Here is a 16,589-nt window from a genome sequence, read left to right as displayed (position 1 = left end):
AAAAATTAACAAGAGTGGCTAACAGGATTAGCCTTGCTTACATTGACGAAGCAGCGGAACAGCTTGTTACCTGTTTTGCGCCATTTCTGTAAGTCATGTGTATTTATGCCATAGCTACTGAACAACATAAACGTATCGTCAAGATATTCGTCTATCTGTTCAATCAGTTTATTATCTTCATTGTACTTAATTTTATAATTAAGTGCGAAGGTCGCTATGTGTTCTATCAGCTCATTTAACTGCAAGTTCACCGCTGATGTAGGATCGTTAACCCACCCATGATGGCTCTCTTCGAGATTAACAAGGCAGTCATGGTACAGTGTTTCGCAGAGAAATTTGAGCTGCGCGATATCATGCCTTTTTGGCGAGTATTCGTCCATAACGCATCCCCTTCTGAGTGGTAATTTTTTTTTACTGACCGACTGCTGTTTCAGGATGGGAACTTCTGCTCTGACCAGAGACAGACGCTGCTTTATGTTTGTCAATATAACTATAAGCTAGTCTGAATGGGATTTCATTGTGCTATCACGAAAAATTACAAATAATGTTTTTTTTGAGAAAAATGGACAAAATAGGAACATGACGTCGGGATGAAGCGTGTTACGCCTGCGGGCGTTATTGCTTGTTCATCCTTGAGATTCATTAAGTTAGCATGGAAGAGATTATTCCAGTTCGAACGGTATTTTTATACCAGGAATCGTCTGAGTTAAACTGATTGTACCAGATAATTAAAGTTTATAAACGGTAAATGATCGCTGCTTTCAAAATACATAGTTATTATAAGCCTTATATTGGCAGTACAAAATAAACAAACAGACAATAAATGCTTTTAATTTCGGATGTACTGATATGAAAAAGGCCGCTAAGTGCGGCCTTTTCTATTAGAGAAACGATCAGTGCTCCTCAACCTTATGGCTGTGCTCAATATCCTCACCGTGGCGACTAAAGCGGCGGCGCACCACCACGAAGAACACCGGAACGAAGAAGATAGCCAGTATGGTTGCGGTGATCATCCCGCCCATTACGCCAGTACCTACTGCGTTCTGCGCGCCGGAACCTGCACCGGAGCTGATAACCAACGGCAGTACCCCAAGGATAAATGCCAGTGAGGTCATCAGAATTGGACGCAGACGCATACGAACCGCTTCCAGCGTCGCCTCTACCAGGCCTTTGCCTTCTTTATCCATCAGGTCTTTGGCGAATTCGACGATAAGTATCGCGTTCTTCGCCGACAAACCAATGGTCGTCAGCAGGCCCACCTGGAAGTAAACGTCGTTGGTCAGACCGCGGAAGGTGGCCGCCAGCAACGCACCCACAACACCCAGCGGTACAACCAGCATGACCGAGAACGGAATCGACCAGCTTTCATACAGCGCTGCGAGGCAGAGGAATACCACGATCAGCGAGATGGCGTACAACGCAGGCGCCTGGTTGCCGGAGAGACGTTCCTGATAGGACATCCCCGTCCAGTCATAACCGATACCGGTTGGCAGCTTACTGGCCAGTTGTTCCATCATCGCCATCGCTTCACCGGTACTTTTACCCGGAGCCGCCTGGCCGAGGATTTCCATCGACGGCAGACCGTTGTAACGCTCCAGACGCGGTGAACCGTATTCCCAGTGTGTGCTGGAGAAGGCGGAGAACGGCACCATCTGTCCATCGGTTGCCCGCACGTACCAGTTACCAATATCGCTTGGCAGCATACGGTATTTGGCCTGCGACATGACGTACACTTTCTTCACGCGACCACGGTCGATAAAGTCGTTAACGTAACTGCCGCCCCAGGCTGCACCCAGCGTGGTGTTGATGTCGCTAATCGACACGCCCAGCGCCTGTGCTTTTTCCTGATCGATATCGATCTTGAACTGCGGTGTATCTTCCAGGCCGTTAGGACGCACGCCCACCAGCAGATCCGGATGCTGCGCGATTTCGCCAAACAGTTGATTACGCGCCTGGGTTAATTTCTCATGCCCCAGGTTCGCCTGATCAATCAACTGGAAGTCGAAGCCGGTTGCCGTACCGAGTTCAACAATCGCTGGCAGGTTGAAAGCGAAGACCATTGCATCTTTAATCGATGCAAAGTGCGCGCTCGCACGGCCTGCGATTGCCGGTACTTTATTCGCTTCACCAGGACGTTCGTCCCAGTTTTTCAGCGATACGAACGCCAGACCGGTGTTCTGACCGCGACCAGAGAAGCCAAAGCCGTTAACGGTAAAGACGGAGTTAACGTTGTCTTTCTCGTTTTCCAGATAATATTTCGTCACTTCATCCAGCACTTTCTGCGTACGCTCTTGCGTCGCGCCCGCAGGCAACTGGGCCATAGTGAGAAATACGCCCTGGTCTTCATCCGGCAGGAACGAACTTGGCAGGCGCACAAACAGCACCGCCATACCCGCAACGATGACGATATAGAGCAGCAAGTAACGACCGGTGCTGCGCAGAATGTTCCCTACGCTGTCGGTGTAGTGGTGCGTGCTCTTCTCAAACATGCGGTTGAACCAGCCGAAGAAGCCTTTTTTGCCTTCACCGTGGTCGCCTTTGGCAACCGGCTTCAGCATGGTGGCGCACAGCGCCGGCGTCAGGATCAGTGCGACCAGCACAGACAGTACCATCGCGGAAACGATAGTAATGGAGAACTGGCGATAGATAGCACCGGTAGAACCACCGAAGAACGCCATCGGGATAAATACCGCTGACAGCACCAGTGCAATACCAACCAGCGCACCCTGAATCTGCCCCATGGAACGGCGCGTCGCCTCTTTTGGTGGCAGGCCTTCTTCCATCATCACACGTTCGACGTTTTCCACCACCACGATAGCATCGTCCACCAGCAGACCTATCGCCAGCACCATACCGAACATGGTGAGGGTGTTGATGGAGTAGCCAAAGGCGGCGAGTATCGCGAATGTCCCGAGCAGTACCACCGGCACCGCGATCGTTGGGATCAGCGTTGCGCGGAAGTTTTGCAGGAACAGGTACATTACCAGGAATACCAGTACGATCGCTTCAACCAGCGTTTTCACCACTTCGTTAATCGAGATCTTAACGAATGGTGTGGTGTCATACGGATAAACCACTTTCAGGCCGTGCGGGAAGAACGGCTCCAGTTTGGCAATGGTCGCACGTACCGCTTCGGCAGTATCGAGCGCGTTCGCGCCGGTTGCCAGTTTGATACCGAGACCCGCAGCCGGTTGGCCGTTATAACGTGCGATTACGTCATAGCTTTCGCCGCCCAGTTCAATCTTCGCCACGTCGCGCAGACGAACCTGCGAACCGTCAGCGTTCACTTTCAACAGGATCTTACCGAACTCGTCCGTGGAGGTCAGACGGGTTTGCGCGATGATAGAGGCGTTCAACTGCTGCCCTTTCACCGGCGGAGTACCGCCTAACTGACCTGCCGCAACCTGGGCGTTCTGCGCTTTGATAGCCGCAATCACGTCAACTGGCGTGAGCTGGAAATTATTGAGTTTGCTCGGATCCATCCAGATACGCATCGCATACTGCGCACCGAACAGCTGAACGTCACCGACGCCGGAAGTACGGCTGACCGGATCTTTGATGGTTGCGCCGACGTAGTCCGCAATATCTTCCTGCGTCATGGAACCATCGGTACTGATCATCCCGAGAACCATCAGGAAGCTGCTGGATGATTTCTCGACGCTAACGCCTTGCTGTTGCACTTCCTGCGGTAACAGCGGCATGGCCAGTTGCAGTTTGTTCTGCACCTGAACCTGCGCGATATCCGCATCCGTTCCGGAATCAAAAGTAATTGTAATTTGTACCGTACCAGAGGAATCACTGGCAGATGACATATAAAGCAGGTTATCGATACCGTTCATGTTCTGTTCGATGACCTGCGTCACGGTATCCTGTACCGTTTTCGCATCAGCACCCGGGTAGGTGGCCGTGATCTGAATTGCAGGCGGCGCAATGGTTGGATATTGCGCTACCGGCAATTTGAGGATCGAGAGAGCCCCTGCCAGCATGATGATAATCGCGATAACCCACGCAAAGATGGGGCGATCGATAAAAAACTTAGCCATGTCTTAACGGCTCCTGTTTTAGTTAAGACTTCGGTTTTTCTGACTGGCCGCCGGCCTGGGCTTGCTCTTTGTTGTCAGAAGTCACTTCCTGAGCTTTAACCTGCACGCCCGGTTTGACTTTTTGTAAGCCAGCAATAATCACGCGATCGCCGCTTTTCAGACCTTCAGTCACCAGCCATTTGTCGCCAATGGCCTGGCTTGCGACGATATTGCGGACTTCAACTTTATCGCCTTCACCCACCACCATCGCCGTTGCGTCACCGCGCGGCGTACGAGTAACACCCTGCTGTGGAACCAGCATGGCATTCGGGTTAACGCCTTCTTCCAGCTTGGCGCGTACGAACATGCCTGGCAGCAACGAGTGATCCGGGTTCGGGAACACAGCACGCAGAGTGATGGAACCGGTGGTCTGGTCTACCGTCACGCCAGAAAACTCAAGCGTACCTTCCTGGGCGTATTGAACACCGTCGTTGGTAACGAGCTGAACTTTCGCTTTGCCGTTGTCCTGCTTCAGCGTACCGTTCGCCATTTCCTGTTGCAGACGCAGAAAATCATTGCTGGACTGGGTAACGTCAACGTAGATCGGATCAAGCTGCTGCACGGTAGTCAGCGCCGTGGTTTGCCCGCTCTGTACCAGCGCACCTTCCGTGACAGTGGAAGTCCCGATACGACCGCTGATGGGGGAAATCACTTTGGTATACGCCAGGTTGATGCGCGCGCTTTCTACTGCTGCTTTCGCCGCGACAACGGTAGCGTTAGCCTGCTGAGCGTCCGCCTGAGCGGTATCGTAATCCTGTTGGCTGATGTACTTGGTGCCCAACAGTTTCTGATAACGGTTGACGGTCATCTGAGCGATGTTGGCAGCCGCTTGCGCTTTCGCCAGATCGCCTTTTGCGCTGTCATAAGCTGCCTGATAAGTAGCGGGATCAATCTGATAGAGCGAGACACCAGCTTCAACGTCACTGCCTTCCGTGAAGTTGCGTTTCAAAATAATGCCGCTGACCTGAGGACGCACTTCCGCAATGCGAAAAGCAGTCGTTCGGCCCGGTAGCTCAGTGGTGATTTGCAGAGGTTCCGTCTTGACCGTGACGACGCCAACTTCCGGCATCTGCCCCGCACCCTGCTGAGCCGGTTTTTCATCACATCCTGTAAGCGCTAAGCTGCCCGAAAGCATCAGAACGACCGCCAGAGGCGTAAACCCTCTGTTTTTGTTCATAAGTAAACCTCGAGTGTCCGATTTCAAATTGATCAATGGATCAATGGCCCAAAAACCCATTGCTGCGTTTATATTATGGTCGTGCTATGGTACAAACATTCACAAATGTATGTAAATCTGACTCCTGTAAATTCACCAACATATGGCACGAAAAACCAAACAACAAGCGCTGGAGACGCGACAGCACATTCTCGATGTCGCCATACACTTGTTTTCCCGGCAGGGCGTTTCTTCTACTTCGCTGGCTGACATTGCGCAGGCGGCAGGCGTGACTCGCGGCGCGATTTACTGGCACTTCAAAAATAAGTCGGATTTGTTTAGTGAAATTTGGAAATTATCAGAGTCCAGTATTGACGATCTTGAGCTTGAGTATCGGGCAAAATTCCCTGACGATCCACTCTCTGTATTAAGAGAAATATTGGTTTATATCCTTGAAGCTACAGTTGTTGAAGAGCGCCGGCGATTAATGATGGAGATCATTTTTCACAAATGTGAGTTTGTCGGGGAAATGACCATTGTGCAAGAAGCGCAGCGTAACCTGAGCCTTGAAAGTTATGATCGAATCGAGCAAACGCTTACTGAGTGTATTCAGGCAAAATTGCTGCCCGCCAATTTACTCACTCGCCGCGTAGCCGTATTAATGCGCGCCTATATTTCCGGCATTATGGAAAACTGGCTGTTTGCACCGCAATCTTTCGATTTGAAAAAAGAAGCGCGTGATTACGTGGCGATCCTGCTGGAGATGTGCCAGTTATGCCCGACGCTGCAGGCAGACCAGGGCGCCGTCAGCGCCTGACTACCAGAGCCGCCAGGATTTATCCTGGAGGCGAGTCACTTTTCTAGGTTGTTGCATAACGGCGTGATATTCTTGCGTTCGCGGCCATTCCGGCCGCCTTTCCCGTACAGAAAACGATCGCTCAAATTATGTTGCACAACTACCGCACGCGAAACACGCTCGCCGCTTTTGCCGCCGCACTGTTCCTTCTCTTCGCAAGCCTGGTGAGTAACGCCGCCCTTGCGCAGACCACGAACGATTTACCTTCCCGCAGCGACATACAAAGCCAGCTTGATACGCTAAACAAACAAAAAAATCATACCGCGCAGGACAAACTGGTTATTCAGGATTTGACCGAGACGCTGGACACGCTCGACAAAATCGACCGCGTGAAGCAAGAAACCGCGTTGCTGAAGCAAAAAATTGCCCAGGCGCCGGATAAATTGCGCCAGGCGACCGATGCCCTGAACGCGCTGAGTGATAAAGATAACGACGACGAAACGCGTAAAACGCTGGCTTCGCTCTCCTTGCGCCAGCTGGAATCCCGCATCTCACAATTGCTGGAAGATTTACAGTCTGCCCAGAACGATTTATCGAACTACAACAGCCAACTGGTCTCGCTGCAAACGCAGCCCGAGCGTGTACAAAACTCCATGTACTCCGCTTCCCAGCAGTTGCAGCAGATCCGCAATCGTCTGAACGGCACCGCGGCAGGCGAGGGCGCGCTGCGTCCTACGCAACAAACTCTGTTGCAGGTGCAACAGGCGTTGTTGAATGCGCAGATCGAGCAACTGCGCAAAAGCCTTGAAGGCAACACCACATTACAGGATACGCTGCAAAAACAACGCGATTACGTGACGGCGAACAGCAACCGCCTTGAGCATCAGTTGCAGTTGTTGCAGGAAGCGGTGAACAGCAAGCGTCTGACACTGACGGAAAAGACGGCACAGGAAGCGGTAACGCCGGATGAAACGTCGCGCATTCAGGCCAATCCGCTGGTGAAACAGGAGCTGGATGTTAACCATCAGCTAAGCCAGAAGTTGATTGCCGCCACGGAGAATGGCAACTCGCTGGTGCAGCAGAATATTAAGGTGAAAAACTGGCTCGACCGCGCCCTGCAATCCGAACGTAATGTTAAAGAACAGATCTCGGTGCTGAAAGGCAGCCTGTTGCTGTCGCGTATTTTGTATCAGCAACAGCAGACATTGCCGTCGGCGGATGAGCTGCAAGACATGACCAACCGCATTGCGGATCTGCGTCTTGAACAGTTTGAAATCAACCAGCAGCGTGATGCGCTGTTCCAGAGCGATACCTTTGTCGCCAAACTGGAGGAAGGTCATTCCAGTGAAGTCAACGATGAAGTACATGACGCGCTGTTGCAGGTTGTGGATATGCGCCGTGAACTGCTCGATCAACTGAATAAACAGCTGGGCACTCAGTTGATGATGGCCATCAACCTGCAAGTTAACCAGCAGCAGCTGATGAGCGTGTCGAAAAGCCTGCAGGAAATTCTGACGCAGCAGATCTTCTGGGTGAACAGCAATAAGCCAATGGACTGGGACTGGATCAAATCCTTCCCGCAGGCGCTGCATGACCAAATCAAATCCATGAAGATCACCGGCAACTGGGAGAAAGCCTGGCCTGCGGTAGCCATCGCGTTCCTTGCAGGGCTACCGTTGCTGCTGATCGCCGGGCTTATCCGCTGGCGTCTGCGCTGGTTGAAAGATTATCAGGCGAAGCTGGCGGCGCAGGTTGGGCAACTGCGTAACGACAGTCAGTTGCACACGCCGAAAGCGATTCTGATCGATCTTATCCGCGCGCTGCCGGTGTGCCTGATTATTCTGGCGATCGGCCTGATCCTGCTGACCATGCAGCTTAACGTCAGCGAGTTGCTGTGGGCTTTCAGTAAAAAACTGGCATTGTTCTGGCTGGTATTCGGCCTGTGCTGGAAAGTGCTGGAGAAAGACGGTGTCGCTGTCAGCCACTTTAATATGCCCGCCCAGCTTACCAGTCACTGGCGGCGGCAAATTGTGCGTATCAGCCTGGCGCTGTTGCCGCTGCACTTCTGGTCGGTCGTTTCTGAACTCTCTCCGCTGCACCTGATGGATGACGTGCTGGGGCAGTTTGTTATCCTGCTGAATCTGCTGGTGATCACCTGCCTGGTCTGGCCGATGTCCCGCGAAAGCTGGCGCGACAAAGAGTCTCACTCCATTCGCCTGGCAACCATCACCGTGCTGGCCATCGTGCCGATCGCGCTGATGGTGCTGACCGCGACGGGGTATTTCTATACCACGCTGCGTCTTTCCGGGCGCTGGATTGAAACCGTCTATCTGGTGATTATCTGGAATCTGCTTTACCAGACGGTTCTGCGTGGCCTCAGCGTGGCCGCCCGACGTATTGCCTATCGCCGTGCGCTGGCGCGTCGGCAGAATATGGTGAAAGAGGGGGCCGAAGGCGCTGAGCCGCAGGAAGAGCCGAGCATCGCGCTGGAACAGGTGAACCAGCAAACCCTGCGTATTACGATGCTGGTGATGGTCGCGCTGTTTGGCGTGATGTTCTGGGCGATTTGGTCAGATCTGATCACTGTATTTGCCTACCTCGACAGCATCACGCTGTGGCACTACAACGGCACCGAAGCTGGCGCTGCGGTAATGAAGAGCGTAACCCTTGGCAGTTTGCTATTTGCGGTGATTGTTTTTGTTGTGGCCTGGGCGCTAATCCGCAACTTGCCGGGCTTGCTGGAGGTATTGATCCTCTCCAGGCTCAATATGCGGCAGGGCTCTTCGTATGCCGTGACGACGATCCTGAACTACGTCATCATCGCCGTCGGGGCGTTGACGGTATTCGGCTCGCTGGGCGTTTCGTGGGATAAACTGCAATGGCTGGCGGCGGCGCTGTCGGTTGGTTTAGGTTTCGGCTTACAGGAAATTTTCGGTAACTTTGTCTCCGGTCTGATTATCCTGTTCGAACGCCCGGTGCGTATCGGCGATACCGTGACCATCGGCACCTTCTCCGGAACGGTCAGTAAGATCCGCATCCGTGCGACCACCATTACCGACTTTGACCGTAAAGAGGTGATCATTCCGAACAAGGCGTTTGTTACCGAGCGTCTGATCAACTGGTCGCTCTCCGATACCATCACCCGCGTGGTGATCCGCCTCGGCGTGGCGTACGGGTCCGATCTGGATAAAGTGAAAAAAGTGCTGCTGAAAGCCGCGATGGATCATCCAAAAGTGATGCACGATCCGGAGCCGGCGGTGTTCTTCACCACTTTCGGCGCCAGCACGCTGGATCATGAACTGCGTCTGTATGTGCGCGAACTGCGCGATCGCAGCTACACGGTTGATGAACTGAACCGCACCATCGACAAGCTGTGCCGCGAAAACAATATTGATATCGCCTTTAACCAGCTCGAAGTCCACCTGCGCAATGGCAAAGGTGATGAGCTGACTGAAGTTAAGCGCGAACTGAAAGGCGACGATCCGACGCCTTCTCAGGCGGGGTAAATCCTGTCGATCCTCTCCCCGCCGGGGAGGGGATCACTCCTCAAGTTTCTTCTCAAAATCCCGTTTGACGATCTCCAGCGCTTTCAGCACGACGTCTGGCGCAATCTCATGTTGTTCCAGCAACATGATCAGATCCACGGCCAGTTTGACCTCCTCCGGGGCGTTTTCCAGCGACATTCTCTCTCCTCTGTTTAGCGGGTTAAGCGTGCCAGCACGCGCTCAATATTATCCAGCGCCTGGCGGCAACGGGCGAGCCTGCCAGCCAGCGCCTCTACTTCTTTATGTAGTTGCTGCTGTTCGACCAGCGTGTTGACGGCGTTCAAGCGTTGCTCGCGCTCCTGTTTCATCGCCAGCAGACGACGCTCATACTCCTGATGCTGCAAACGCCTGCGTTGCCAGCGTGCAATACCTGGCGATGCATGATCCCATTCGCGCAGCGGCCAGACGGCGCTTTCACGTGTGAGAGCGGCGACTTGCGCGGTCAGGCGTTCCGCCAGCCAGGCAACCTGCTCCAGATGGTTGCCCTCCACAGCGCGGCGCAGCGCCGCCAGATTGGCCGCCGCCTCATCCAGACAGGACTGCATCAGCGTGCTGCGGGTCTGGAAAAGCTGGCGATCAAAACGCGCGCTGATCGTCGTATGCTGGGCCAGCGGCGCGGCCAACTGGCGTAATTTGCCCAGTTGCTGCTCCAGCATGTTTAAAAGCGCGGCGTTTTTCACGTCTCTTCCCCCGGTAAATATCAGTCTGTTACATTAACCGTTCATTTTGCTGATGAAGCGCGCTATGCAACGGACTATTTTACTCATCATTGGCTGGTTGGCGGTAGTGCTTGGTACGCTTGGCGTGGTACTACCGCTCCTGCCGACAACGCCGTTTATTCTGCTGGCGGCGTGGTGTTTTGCGCGCTCATCGCCGCGTTTTCATCACTGGCTGCTTTACCGTTCCTGGTTTGGCGGCTATCTGCGGCACTGGCAAACGTACCGTGCAATGCCGCCTGGCGCGAAGCCGCGCGCCATTGCGGTGATTCTGTTGACCTTTGCCGTTTCTCTGTATCTGGTGAAGATGTGGTGGGTACGCGTGTTGTTGTTGGTGATTCTGGCCGGTCTGCTGCTATTTATGTGGCGTATTCCGGTGATTGATGCAAAACAACAAAAACCATAAACCACAGCAATGACAGTTGCAATTGTGGCGCACAGTCAGTAAATTCGGGCGTTTTCGAGCACGGGTACGGCTGATTAAACGTTAATCAGTGGTTACATAAACTGTAAACGCGTGTACCGTGAGTAATACCGTTTCTATCAGGCAAAAATCCATGACAGCGACTGCGCAGCAGCTTGAATTTCTTAAAAACAGCATCAAAAGCATTCAGGATTACCCGAAGCCGGGCATTCTGTTCCGTGATGTCACCAGTTTGCTGGAAGATCCGCAAGCGTACGCTCTTAGCATTCAATTGCTGGTTGAGCGTTATAAAAACGCTGGCGTAACCAAAGTAGTGGGAACCGAAGCGCGTGGCTTCCTGTTCGGCGCACCGGTTGCGCTGGGGCTGGGCGTTGGCTTTGTGCCGGTGCGTAAGCCGCGTAAACTGCCGCGTGAAACCATCGCCGAGAGCTATGAGCTTGAGTACGGTACTGACCAGTTAGAGATCCATGTTGATGCGATCAAGCCGGGCGATAAAGTGCTGGTGGTCGACGATCTGCTGGCAACCGGCGGCACTATTGAAGCCACAGTGAAACTGATTCGCCGTCTGGGCGGTGAAGTGACCGACGCGGCATTCATCATTAATCTGTTCGATCTTGGCGGTGAACAACGCCTCGAAAAACAGGGTGTTAAGTGCTACAGCCTGGTGCCGTTCCCGGGACATTAATGCCATGTCCGTCTCCTCATCCTTCAGGCCTGCGCCTGAGGGATGAAGTGCATTAACAGCATGTGCTGTGTTAGCATTATCCCTTCGTAAATCCACCTTCCAGCGTTTCAGAGCCTGCCAATGAGTTATCAGGTCTTAGCCCGAAAATGGCGACCGCAAACTTTTGCTGACGTCGTCGGCCAGGAGCATGTGCTGACCGCACTGGCGAACGGCTTATCATCAGGACGCATTCATCATGCGTATCTGTTCTCCGGCACCCGCGGCGTCGGCAAAACTTCTATCGCCCGTCTGCTGGCGAAGGGGCTGAACTGCGAAACCGGCATCACCGCAACGCCGTGCGGCGTGTGTGATAACTGCCGCGAAATTGAGCAGGGCCGCTTTGTCGATTTAATTGAGATCGACGCCGCGTCGCGTACCAAAGTCGAAGATACCCGCGATCTGCTGGATAACGTGCAGTACGCCCCGGCGCGCGGGCGTTTCAAAGTCTATCTGATTGACGAAGTGCATATGCTCTCGCGTCACAGCTTTAACGCGCTGTTGAAAACGCTTGAAGAGCCGCCTGAGCACGTCAAATTCCTGCTGGCGACCACCGATCCGCAAAAACTGCCGGTGACCATTCTTTCCCGTTGCCTTCAGTTCCACCTGAAAGCACTGGATGTTGAACAGATCCGCAGTCAGCTTGAGCACATTCTTACTGACGAGAAGATTGAACATGAACCCCGTGCGCTGCAACTGCTGGCGCGTGCGGCTGACGGCAGCCTGCGCGATGCGCTGAGCCTGACCGATCAGGCGATTGCCAGCGGCAACGGGCAGCTCTCTGCGGCGGTGGTCAGCTCCATGCTTGGCACGCTGAATGACGACCAGGCGCTTTCATTAGTTGAAGCGGTGGTTGCCGCTGACGGTGAACGCGGTATGGGGCTGGTGAACGAGGCTGCATCGCGCGGCGTCGAATGGGAAGCCTTACTGCTGGAGATGCAAACGCTGCTGCACCGTATCGCCATGGTACAACTGACGCCTGCGGCGCTCGGCAGCGACATGGCCCCGATTGAGCAGCGTCTGCGTGAACTGGCCCGCACCGTGCCACCCACCGATGTGCAGCTTTACTATCAGACGCTGCTGATTGGCCGTAAAGAACTGCCTTATGCGCCGGACCGCCGCATGGGCGTTGAAATGACGCTGCTGCGTGCGCTGGCATTCCATCCGCGTGCGCCGTTACCGGCGCCAGAAGTGCCTCAGCAATCCTTCGCCCCCGTGGCGCCCACCGCCGTGATGTCGCCGCAGCAGGTTCCGCCCGCGCCGCAGGCTCAACCGTCGGCGGCACCAGTGCAGAACGACGCACCGCTGCCCGAATCAACCAGCTCGGTGCTGGCGGCGCGCAGGCAACTGCAACGCGCTCAGGGAGCAGACAAAGCAAAAAAGAGTGAACCGGCAGCCGCAACCCGCGCGCGGCCGGTGAGTAATGCCGCGCTGGAGCGCCTGGCTTCGGTCACCGAGCGCGTGCAGTCGCGCCCGGCGCCTTCGGCGCTGGAACAGGCTCCAGCCAAAAAAGAGGCTTACCGCTGGAAAGCAACCACTGTTGTCACCGAGACAAAAGAGGTTGTTGCCACGCCCAAAGCGCTGAAAAAGGCGCTGGAACACGAGAAAACGCCGGAGCTGGCGAAAAAGCTGGCGGAAGAGGCGATTGAACGTGATGCCTGGGCGAAAGAGGTCAGCCAGCTAAAATTGCCGAAACTGGTTGAGCAGGTGGCGCTGAATGCCTGGAAAGAGCAGGAGGGCGATCGCTGGTGTCTGCATCTGCGCAGCTCGCAGCGTCACCTGAATTCGCAGGGCGCACAGAAGGCGCTTAGCGACGCGCTTAGCGAATTGCACGGTTCGACGGTTGAACTGACTATCATTGAAGATGATAATCCGGCAGTGCGTACGCCGCTGGAGTGGCGTCAGGCAATCTATGAGGAAAAGCTCGCGCAGGCGCGTGAGGCAATTATTGCGGATAGCAACATTCAGACGCTGCAACGGTTTTTCGATGCGGATCTGGATGAAGAGAGTATTCGTCCCCTTTGACGGCAAGCTGCGGCTTTCCGTTTTCAACCCTGAATGTGACTTATCGCTCTGGTCAGTCACCACAGCTAAAGAGAGAAGCCTATGTTTGGAAAAGGCGGTCTGGGCAACCTGATGAAACAGGCCCAGCAGATGCAAGAAAAAATGCAGAAAATGCAGGAAGAGATCGCACAGCTGGAAGTGACCGGCGAATCAGGCGCGGGCCTGGTGAAAGTGACCATCAACGGCGCGCATAACTGCCGTCGCGTGGAGATCGATCCGAGCCTGCTGGAAGACGACAAAGAGATGCTGGAAGATCTGGTCGCCGCTGCATTTAACGATGCTGCGCGCCGTATCGATGAGACCCAGAAAGAGAAAATGGCTTCTGTTTCCTCCGGCATGTCTCTGCCGCCAGGCTTTAAGATGCCGTTCTGATGCAGACCAGTCCGCTGTTAACGCAGCTTATGGAAGCACTGCGCTGCCTGCCGGGCGTTGGCCCGAAGTCGGCGCAGCGCATGGCGTTTACGCTGTTGCAGCGCGATCGCAGCGGCGGTATGCGGCTGGCGCAGGCGCTCACCCGGGCAATGTCGGAAATCGGCCACTGCGCCGATTGCCGTACCTTTACCGAGCAGGAAGTGTGCAATATATGCAGCAACCCGCGGCGCCAGGAAAACGGTCAAATCTGTGTGGTGGAAAGCCCGGCGGATATTTATGCCATCGAGCAAACCGGGCAATTCTCGGGGCGCTACTTTGTGCTGATGGGGCATCTGTCGCCGCTGGACGGTATCGGGCCGGATGATATCGGTCTCGACCGGCTTGAGCAGCGCCTGGCCGCAGAAAAACTCCAGGAAGTGATCCTCGCCACCAACCCGACGGTGGAAGGTGAGGCAACGGCTAACTATATTGCGGAGCTTTGTGCGCAATATGGCGTGGAAGCCAGCCGCATCGCGCACGGTGTGCCGGTGGGCGGTGAGCTGGAGATGGTTGACGGCACCACGCTGTCGCACTCGCTGGCCGGTCGCCACAAGATTCGTTTTTAACCAAACGGAGGCAGAAATTTTTGCCTCCGCTTGAAAATTCCCGCCCCTGTCCCCACTTCCCCCTCAACGCACTTTTTACCTTGTAAATGGCATTGTTGAGGTTTTCCCAATGAAAGGACAAGAAACTCGCGGTTTTCAGTCTGAAGTTAAACAGCTTCTGCACCTGATGATCCATTCTCTCTATTCGAACAAAGAAATCTTCCTGCGTGAGCTGATCTCCAACGCCTCGGATGCGGCGGACAAACTGCGTTTCCGCGCACTGTCCAACCCGGATCTCTACGAGGGCGACGGCGAACTGCATGTCCGCGTCTCTTTCGATAAAGAGAAGCGTACGCTGACCATCGCCGATAACGGTATTGGTATGACCCGCGATGAAGTTATCGATCATCTGGGCACCATCGCCAAGTCCGGCACCAAAGCGTTTCTTGAATCAATGGGCTCCGATCAGGCTAAAGATAGCCAGTTGATTGGTCAGTTCGGCGTCGGTTTCTACTCGGCGTTTATCGTCGCGGATAAAGTGACTGTGCGTACCCGCGCGGCGGGTGAGAGCGCAGAAAACGGCGTTTTCTGGGAATCTGAAGGCGCGGGCGAATACACCGTCGCTGATATCACCAAAGCCGATCGCGGGACGGAAATCACGCTGCATCTGCGCGAAGGGGAAGATGATTTCCTCAATGACTGGCGCGTGCGTTCCATTATCAGCAAATATTCCGACCATATCGCTCTGCCGGTAGAGATCGAAAAACAGGAAGAGAAAGACGGCGAAACCGTGGTTTCCTGGGAGAAGATCAACAAAGCGCAGGCGCTGTGGACGCGCAACAAGTCTGAAATCAAAGACGACGAATACAACGAGTTCTACAAACATATCGCCCACGACTTTACCGATCCGCTGACCTGGAGCCACAACCGCGTCGAAGGGAAGCAGGAGTACACCAGCCTGCTTTATATCCCGTCGCAGGCGCCGTGGGATCTGTGGAACCGCGATCATAAACACGGCCTGAAGCTCTACGTGCAGCGTGTATTTATCATGGACGAAGCCGAACAGTTCATGCCGAACTACCTGCGCTTTGTTCGTGGCCTGGTGGATTCCAGCGATCTGCCGCTCAACGTTTCGCGCGAAATTCTGCAGGACAGCAGCGTCACGCGTAATCTGCGTACCGCGCTGACCAAACGCGTGCTGCAAATGCTCGATAAACTGGCGAAAGATGACGCAGAAAAATACCAGACGTTCTGGCAACAGTTCGGCCTGGTGCTGAAAGAAGGGGCTGGTGAAGACAGCGCCAACCTGGAAGCGATTGCCAAATTGCTGCGCTTTGCCTCTACACACAATGACTCTTCTGCGCAGACCGTGTCGCTGGAAGAGTACGTGTCGCGCATGAAAGAAGGCCAGGAGAAGATCTACTTCATTACCGCAGACAGTTACGCTGCGGCGAAGAGCAGCCCGCATCTGGAACTGCTGCGTAAGAAAGGTATCGAAGTGCTGCTGCTTTCCGATCGCATCGACGAATGGATGATGAGCTACCTGACCGAATTCGACGGCAAACCGTTCCAGTCCGTGGCGAAAGCTGATGCGTCGCTGGAAAAACTGGCCGACGAAGTGGACGAAAACGCGAAAGAGGCAGAAAAAGCGCTCGAACCGTTTGTTGAGCGCGTGAAGACCCTGCTTGGCGATCGCGTGAAAGAGGTGCGCCTGACCCATCGTCTGACCGAAACGCCAGCGGTGGTTGTAACCGATGCCGACGAGATGAGCACGCAGATGGCGAAACTGTTCGCGGCTGCCGGTCAGAATGCGCCGGAAGTAAAATACATCTTTGAACTGAACCCGGATCACGCGCTGGTGAAACGTGCTGCGGAAACCCAGGATGACAGCCAGTTCAGCCAGTGGGTTGAGCTGTTGCTGGATCAGGCGCTGTTTGCCGAACGCGGCACGCTGGAAGATCCGAACCAGTTCATCCGTCGTATGAATCAGTTGCTGATTGCCTAAGTTTCTGTTTTTAGTCTGACCTTACCCCTCTCGTTTCACGCGAGAGGGGTACTCCCCGAAGTAATCTCTCTCATTAACCGTTTCAGCCAGCCCGGCTTCCTTGAGCGATACTCGTTCTGGTGGT

General features: G+C 54.3%; 13 protein-coding genes and 1 other annotated feature. Of the genes, 8 read left to right on the top strand and 5 right to left on the bottom strand.

Annotation, left to right across the window (positions count from 1 at the left end):
* Nucleotides 1-5: 5 nt before the first annotated feature.
* From tomB to acrA, 3 genes are all read right to left on the bottom strand, one after another.
* Nucleotides 6-380, bottom strand: a complete 375-nt coding sequence (tomB, locus tag Y71_RS20610; RefSeq protein WP_007373584.1) for an Hha toxicity modulator TomB — start codon at nucleotides 378-380, stop codon at nucleotides 6-8.
* 513 nt (nucleotides 381-893) lie between these two features.
* On the bottom strand, nucleotides 894-4,043 hold the full coding sequence (gene acrB / locus Y71_RS20605) for a multidrug efflux RND transporter permease subunit AcrB (RefSeq protein WP_007373585.1): 3,150 nt from the start codon (nucleotides 4,041-4,043) through the stop codon (nucleotides 894-896).
* Between the two features lie 22 nt (nucleotides 4,044-4,065).
* Nucleotides 4,066-5,259 (bottom strand): multidrug efflux RND transporter periplasmic adaptor subunit AcrA, encoded by a 1,194-nt coding sequence (acrA, locus tag Y71_RS20600; RefSeq protein WP_007373586.1) that lies wholly within the window; start codon nucleotides 5,257-5,259, stop codon nucleotides 4,066-4,068.
* A 142-nt stretch (nucleotides 5,260-5,401) separates the two neighbouring features.
* On the opposite strand from acrA, the gene acrR reads away from it, so the two are divergent.
* On the top strand, nucleotides 5,402-6,055 hold the full coding sequence (gene acrR / locus Y71_RS20595; protein WP_007373587.1) for a multidrug efflux transporter transcriptional repressor AcrR: 654 nt from the start codon (nucleotides 5,402-5,404) through the stop codon (nucleotides 6,053-6,055).
* Between the two features lie 128 nt (nucleotides 6,056-6,183).
* Nucleotides 6,184-9,540, top strand: a complete 3,357-nt coding sequence (gene mscK / locus Y71_RS20590; protein WP_007373588.1) for a mechanosensitive channel MscK — start codon at nucleotides 6,184-6,186, stop codon at nucleotides 9,538-9,540.
* A 33-nt stretch (nucleotides 9,541-9,573) separates the two neighbouring features.
* On the opposite strand, the gene rsmS is transcribed toward mscK, so the two are convergent.
* Together rsmS and priC are read right to left on the bottom strand one after the other, a co-directional pair.
* Complete coding sequence (rsmS, locus tag Y71_RS20585; protein ID WP_007373589.1) at nucleotides 9,574-9,717, bottom strand: pleiotropic regulatory protein RsmS; 144 nt, start codon at nucleotides 9,715-9,717, stop codon at nucleotides 9,574-9,576.
* Between the two features lie 14 nt (nucleotides 9,718-9,731).
* Complete coding sequence (gene priC / locus Y71_RS20580) at nucleotides 9,732-10,259, bottom strand: primosomal replication protein N'' (RefSeq protein WP_007373590.1); 528 nt, start codon at nucleotides 10,257-10,259, stop codon at nucleotides 9,732-9,734.
* 64 nt (nucleotides 10,260-10,323) lie between these two features.
* On the opposite strand from priC, the gene Y71_RS20575 reads away from it, so the two are divergent.
* The 6 genes from Y71_RS20575 (at nucleotide 10,324) to htpG (ending at nucleotide 16,465) form a co-directional block, all read left to right on the top strand.
* Complete coding sequence (locus Y71_RS20575; RefSeq protein WP_007373591.1) at nucleotides 10,324-10,701, top strand: DUF454 family protein; 378 nt, start codon at nucleotides 10,324-10,326, stop codon at nucleotides 10,699-10,701.
* Between the two features lie 151 nt (nucleotides 10,702-10,852).
* A complete protein-coding gene (gene apt, locus Y71_RS20570) occupies nucleotides 10,853-11,404 on the top strand; it encodes an adenine phosphoribosyltransferase (RefSeq protein WP_007373592.1) in 552 nt (183 codons plus the stop codon).
* Between the two features lie 120 nt (nucleotides 11,405-11,524).
* Nucleotides 11,525-13,465, top strand: a complete 1,941-nt coding sequence (gene dnaX, locus Y71_RS20565) for a DNA polymerase III subunit gamma/tau (protein WP_035943192.1) — start codon at nucleotides 11,525-11,527, stop codon at nucleotides 13,463-13,465.
* Nucleotides 12,798-12,862, top strand: a sequence feature (DnaX frameshifting element). Its footprint overlaps the gene before it by 65 nt.
* An 81-nt stretch (nucleotides 13,466-13,546) precedes the next feature.
* On the top strand, nucleotides 13,547-13,876 hold the full coding sequence (locus tag Y71_RS20560; protein WP_007373594.1) for a YbaB/EbfC family nucleoid-associated protein: 330 nt from the start codon (nucleotides 13,547-13,549) through the stop codon (nucleotides 13,874-13,876).
* Nucleotides 13,876-14,481, top strand: coding sequence for a recombination mediator RecR (recR, locus tag Y71_RS20555; RefSeq protein ID WP_007373595.1), 606 nt, complete (start codon nucleotides 13,876-13,878; stop codon nucleotides 14,479-14,481). Before Y71_RS20560 ends, recR begins: the two co-directional genes overlap by 1 nt.
* Before the next feature lie 109 nt (nucleotides 14,482-14,590).
* Nucleotides 14,591-16,465, top strand: a complete 1,875-nt coding sequence (gene htpG, locus Y71_RS20550; protein WP_007373596.1) for a molecular chaperone HtpG — start codon at nucleotides 14,591-14,593, stop codon at nucleotides 16,463-16,465.
* Nucleotides 16,466-16,589: the final 124 nt, after the last annotated feature.

The organism is Kosakonia radicincitans DSM 16656, assembly GCF_000280495.2.
In the GTDB taxonomy this organism is placed as follows: Bacteria; Pseudomonadota; Gammaproteobacteria; order Enterobacterales; family Enterobacteriaceae; genus Kosakonia; species Kosakonia radicincitans.
Note: the sequence above shows the minus strand (reverse complement) of the source record. Positions and strands in the feature narration are given on the sequence as shown.

Coding starts and splice junctions, on each gene's coding strand:
- acrR (WP_007373587.1), top strand. CDS start 5,402: ATGGCACGAAAAACCAAACAACAAGCGCTGGAGACGCGACAGCACATT.
- htpG (WP_007373596.1), top strand. CDS start 14,591: ATGAAAGGACAAGAAACTCGCGGTTTTCAGTCTGAAGTTAAACAGCTT.
- rsmS (WP_007373589.1), bottom strand. CDS start 9,717: ATGTCGCTGGAAAACGCCCCGGAGGAGGTCAAACTGGCCGTGGATCTG.
- dnaX (WP_035943192.1), top strand. CDS start 11,525: ATGAGTTATCAGGTCTTAGCCCGAAAATGGCGACCGCAAACTTTTGCT.
- Y71_RS20560 (WP_007373594.1), top strand. CDS start 13,547: ATGTTTGGAAAAGGCGGTCTGGGCAACCTGATGAAACAGGCCCAGCAG.
- Y71_RS20575 (WP_007373591.1), top strand. CDS start 10,324: ATGCAACGGACTATTTTACTCATCATTGGCTGGTTGGCGGTAGTGCTT.
- acrB (WP_007373585.1), bottom strand. CDS start 4,043: ATGGCTAAGTTTTTTATCGATCGCCCCATCTTTGCGTGGGTTATCGCG.
- apt (WP_007373592.1), top strand. CDS start 10,853: ATGACAGCGACTGCGCAGCAGCTTGAATTTCTTAAAAACAGCATCAAA.
- mscK (WP_007373588.1), top strand. CDS start 6,184: ATGTTGCACAACTACCGCACGCGAAACACGCTCGCCGCTTTTGCCGCC.
- recR (WP_007373595.1), top strand. CDS start 13,876: ATGCAGACCAGTCCGCTGTTAACGCAGCTTATGGAAGCACTGCGCTGC.
- tomB (WP_007373584.1), bottom strand. CDS start 380: ATGGACGAATACTCGCCAAAAAGGCATGATATCGCGCAGCTCAAATTT.
- acrA (WP_007373586.1), bottom strand. CDS start 5,259: ATGAACAAAAACAGAGGGTTTACGCCTCTGGCGGTCGTTCTGATGCTT.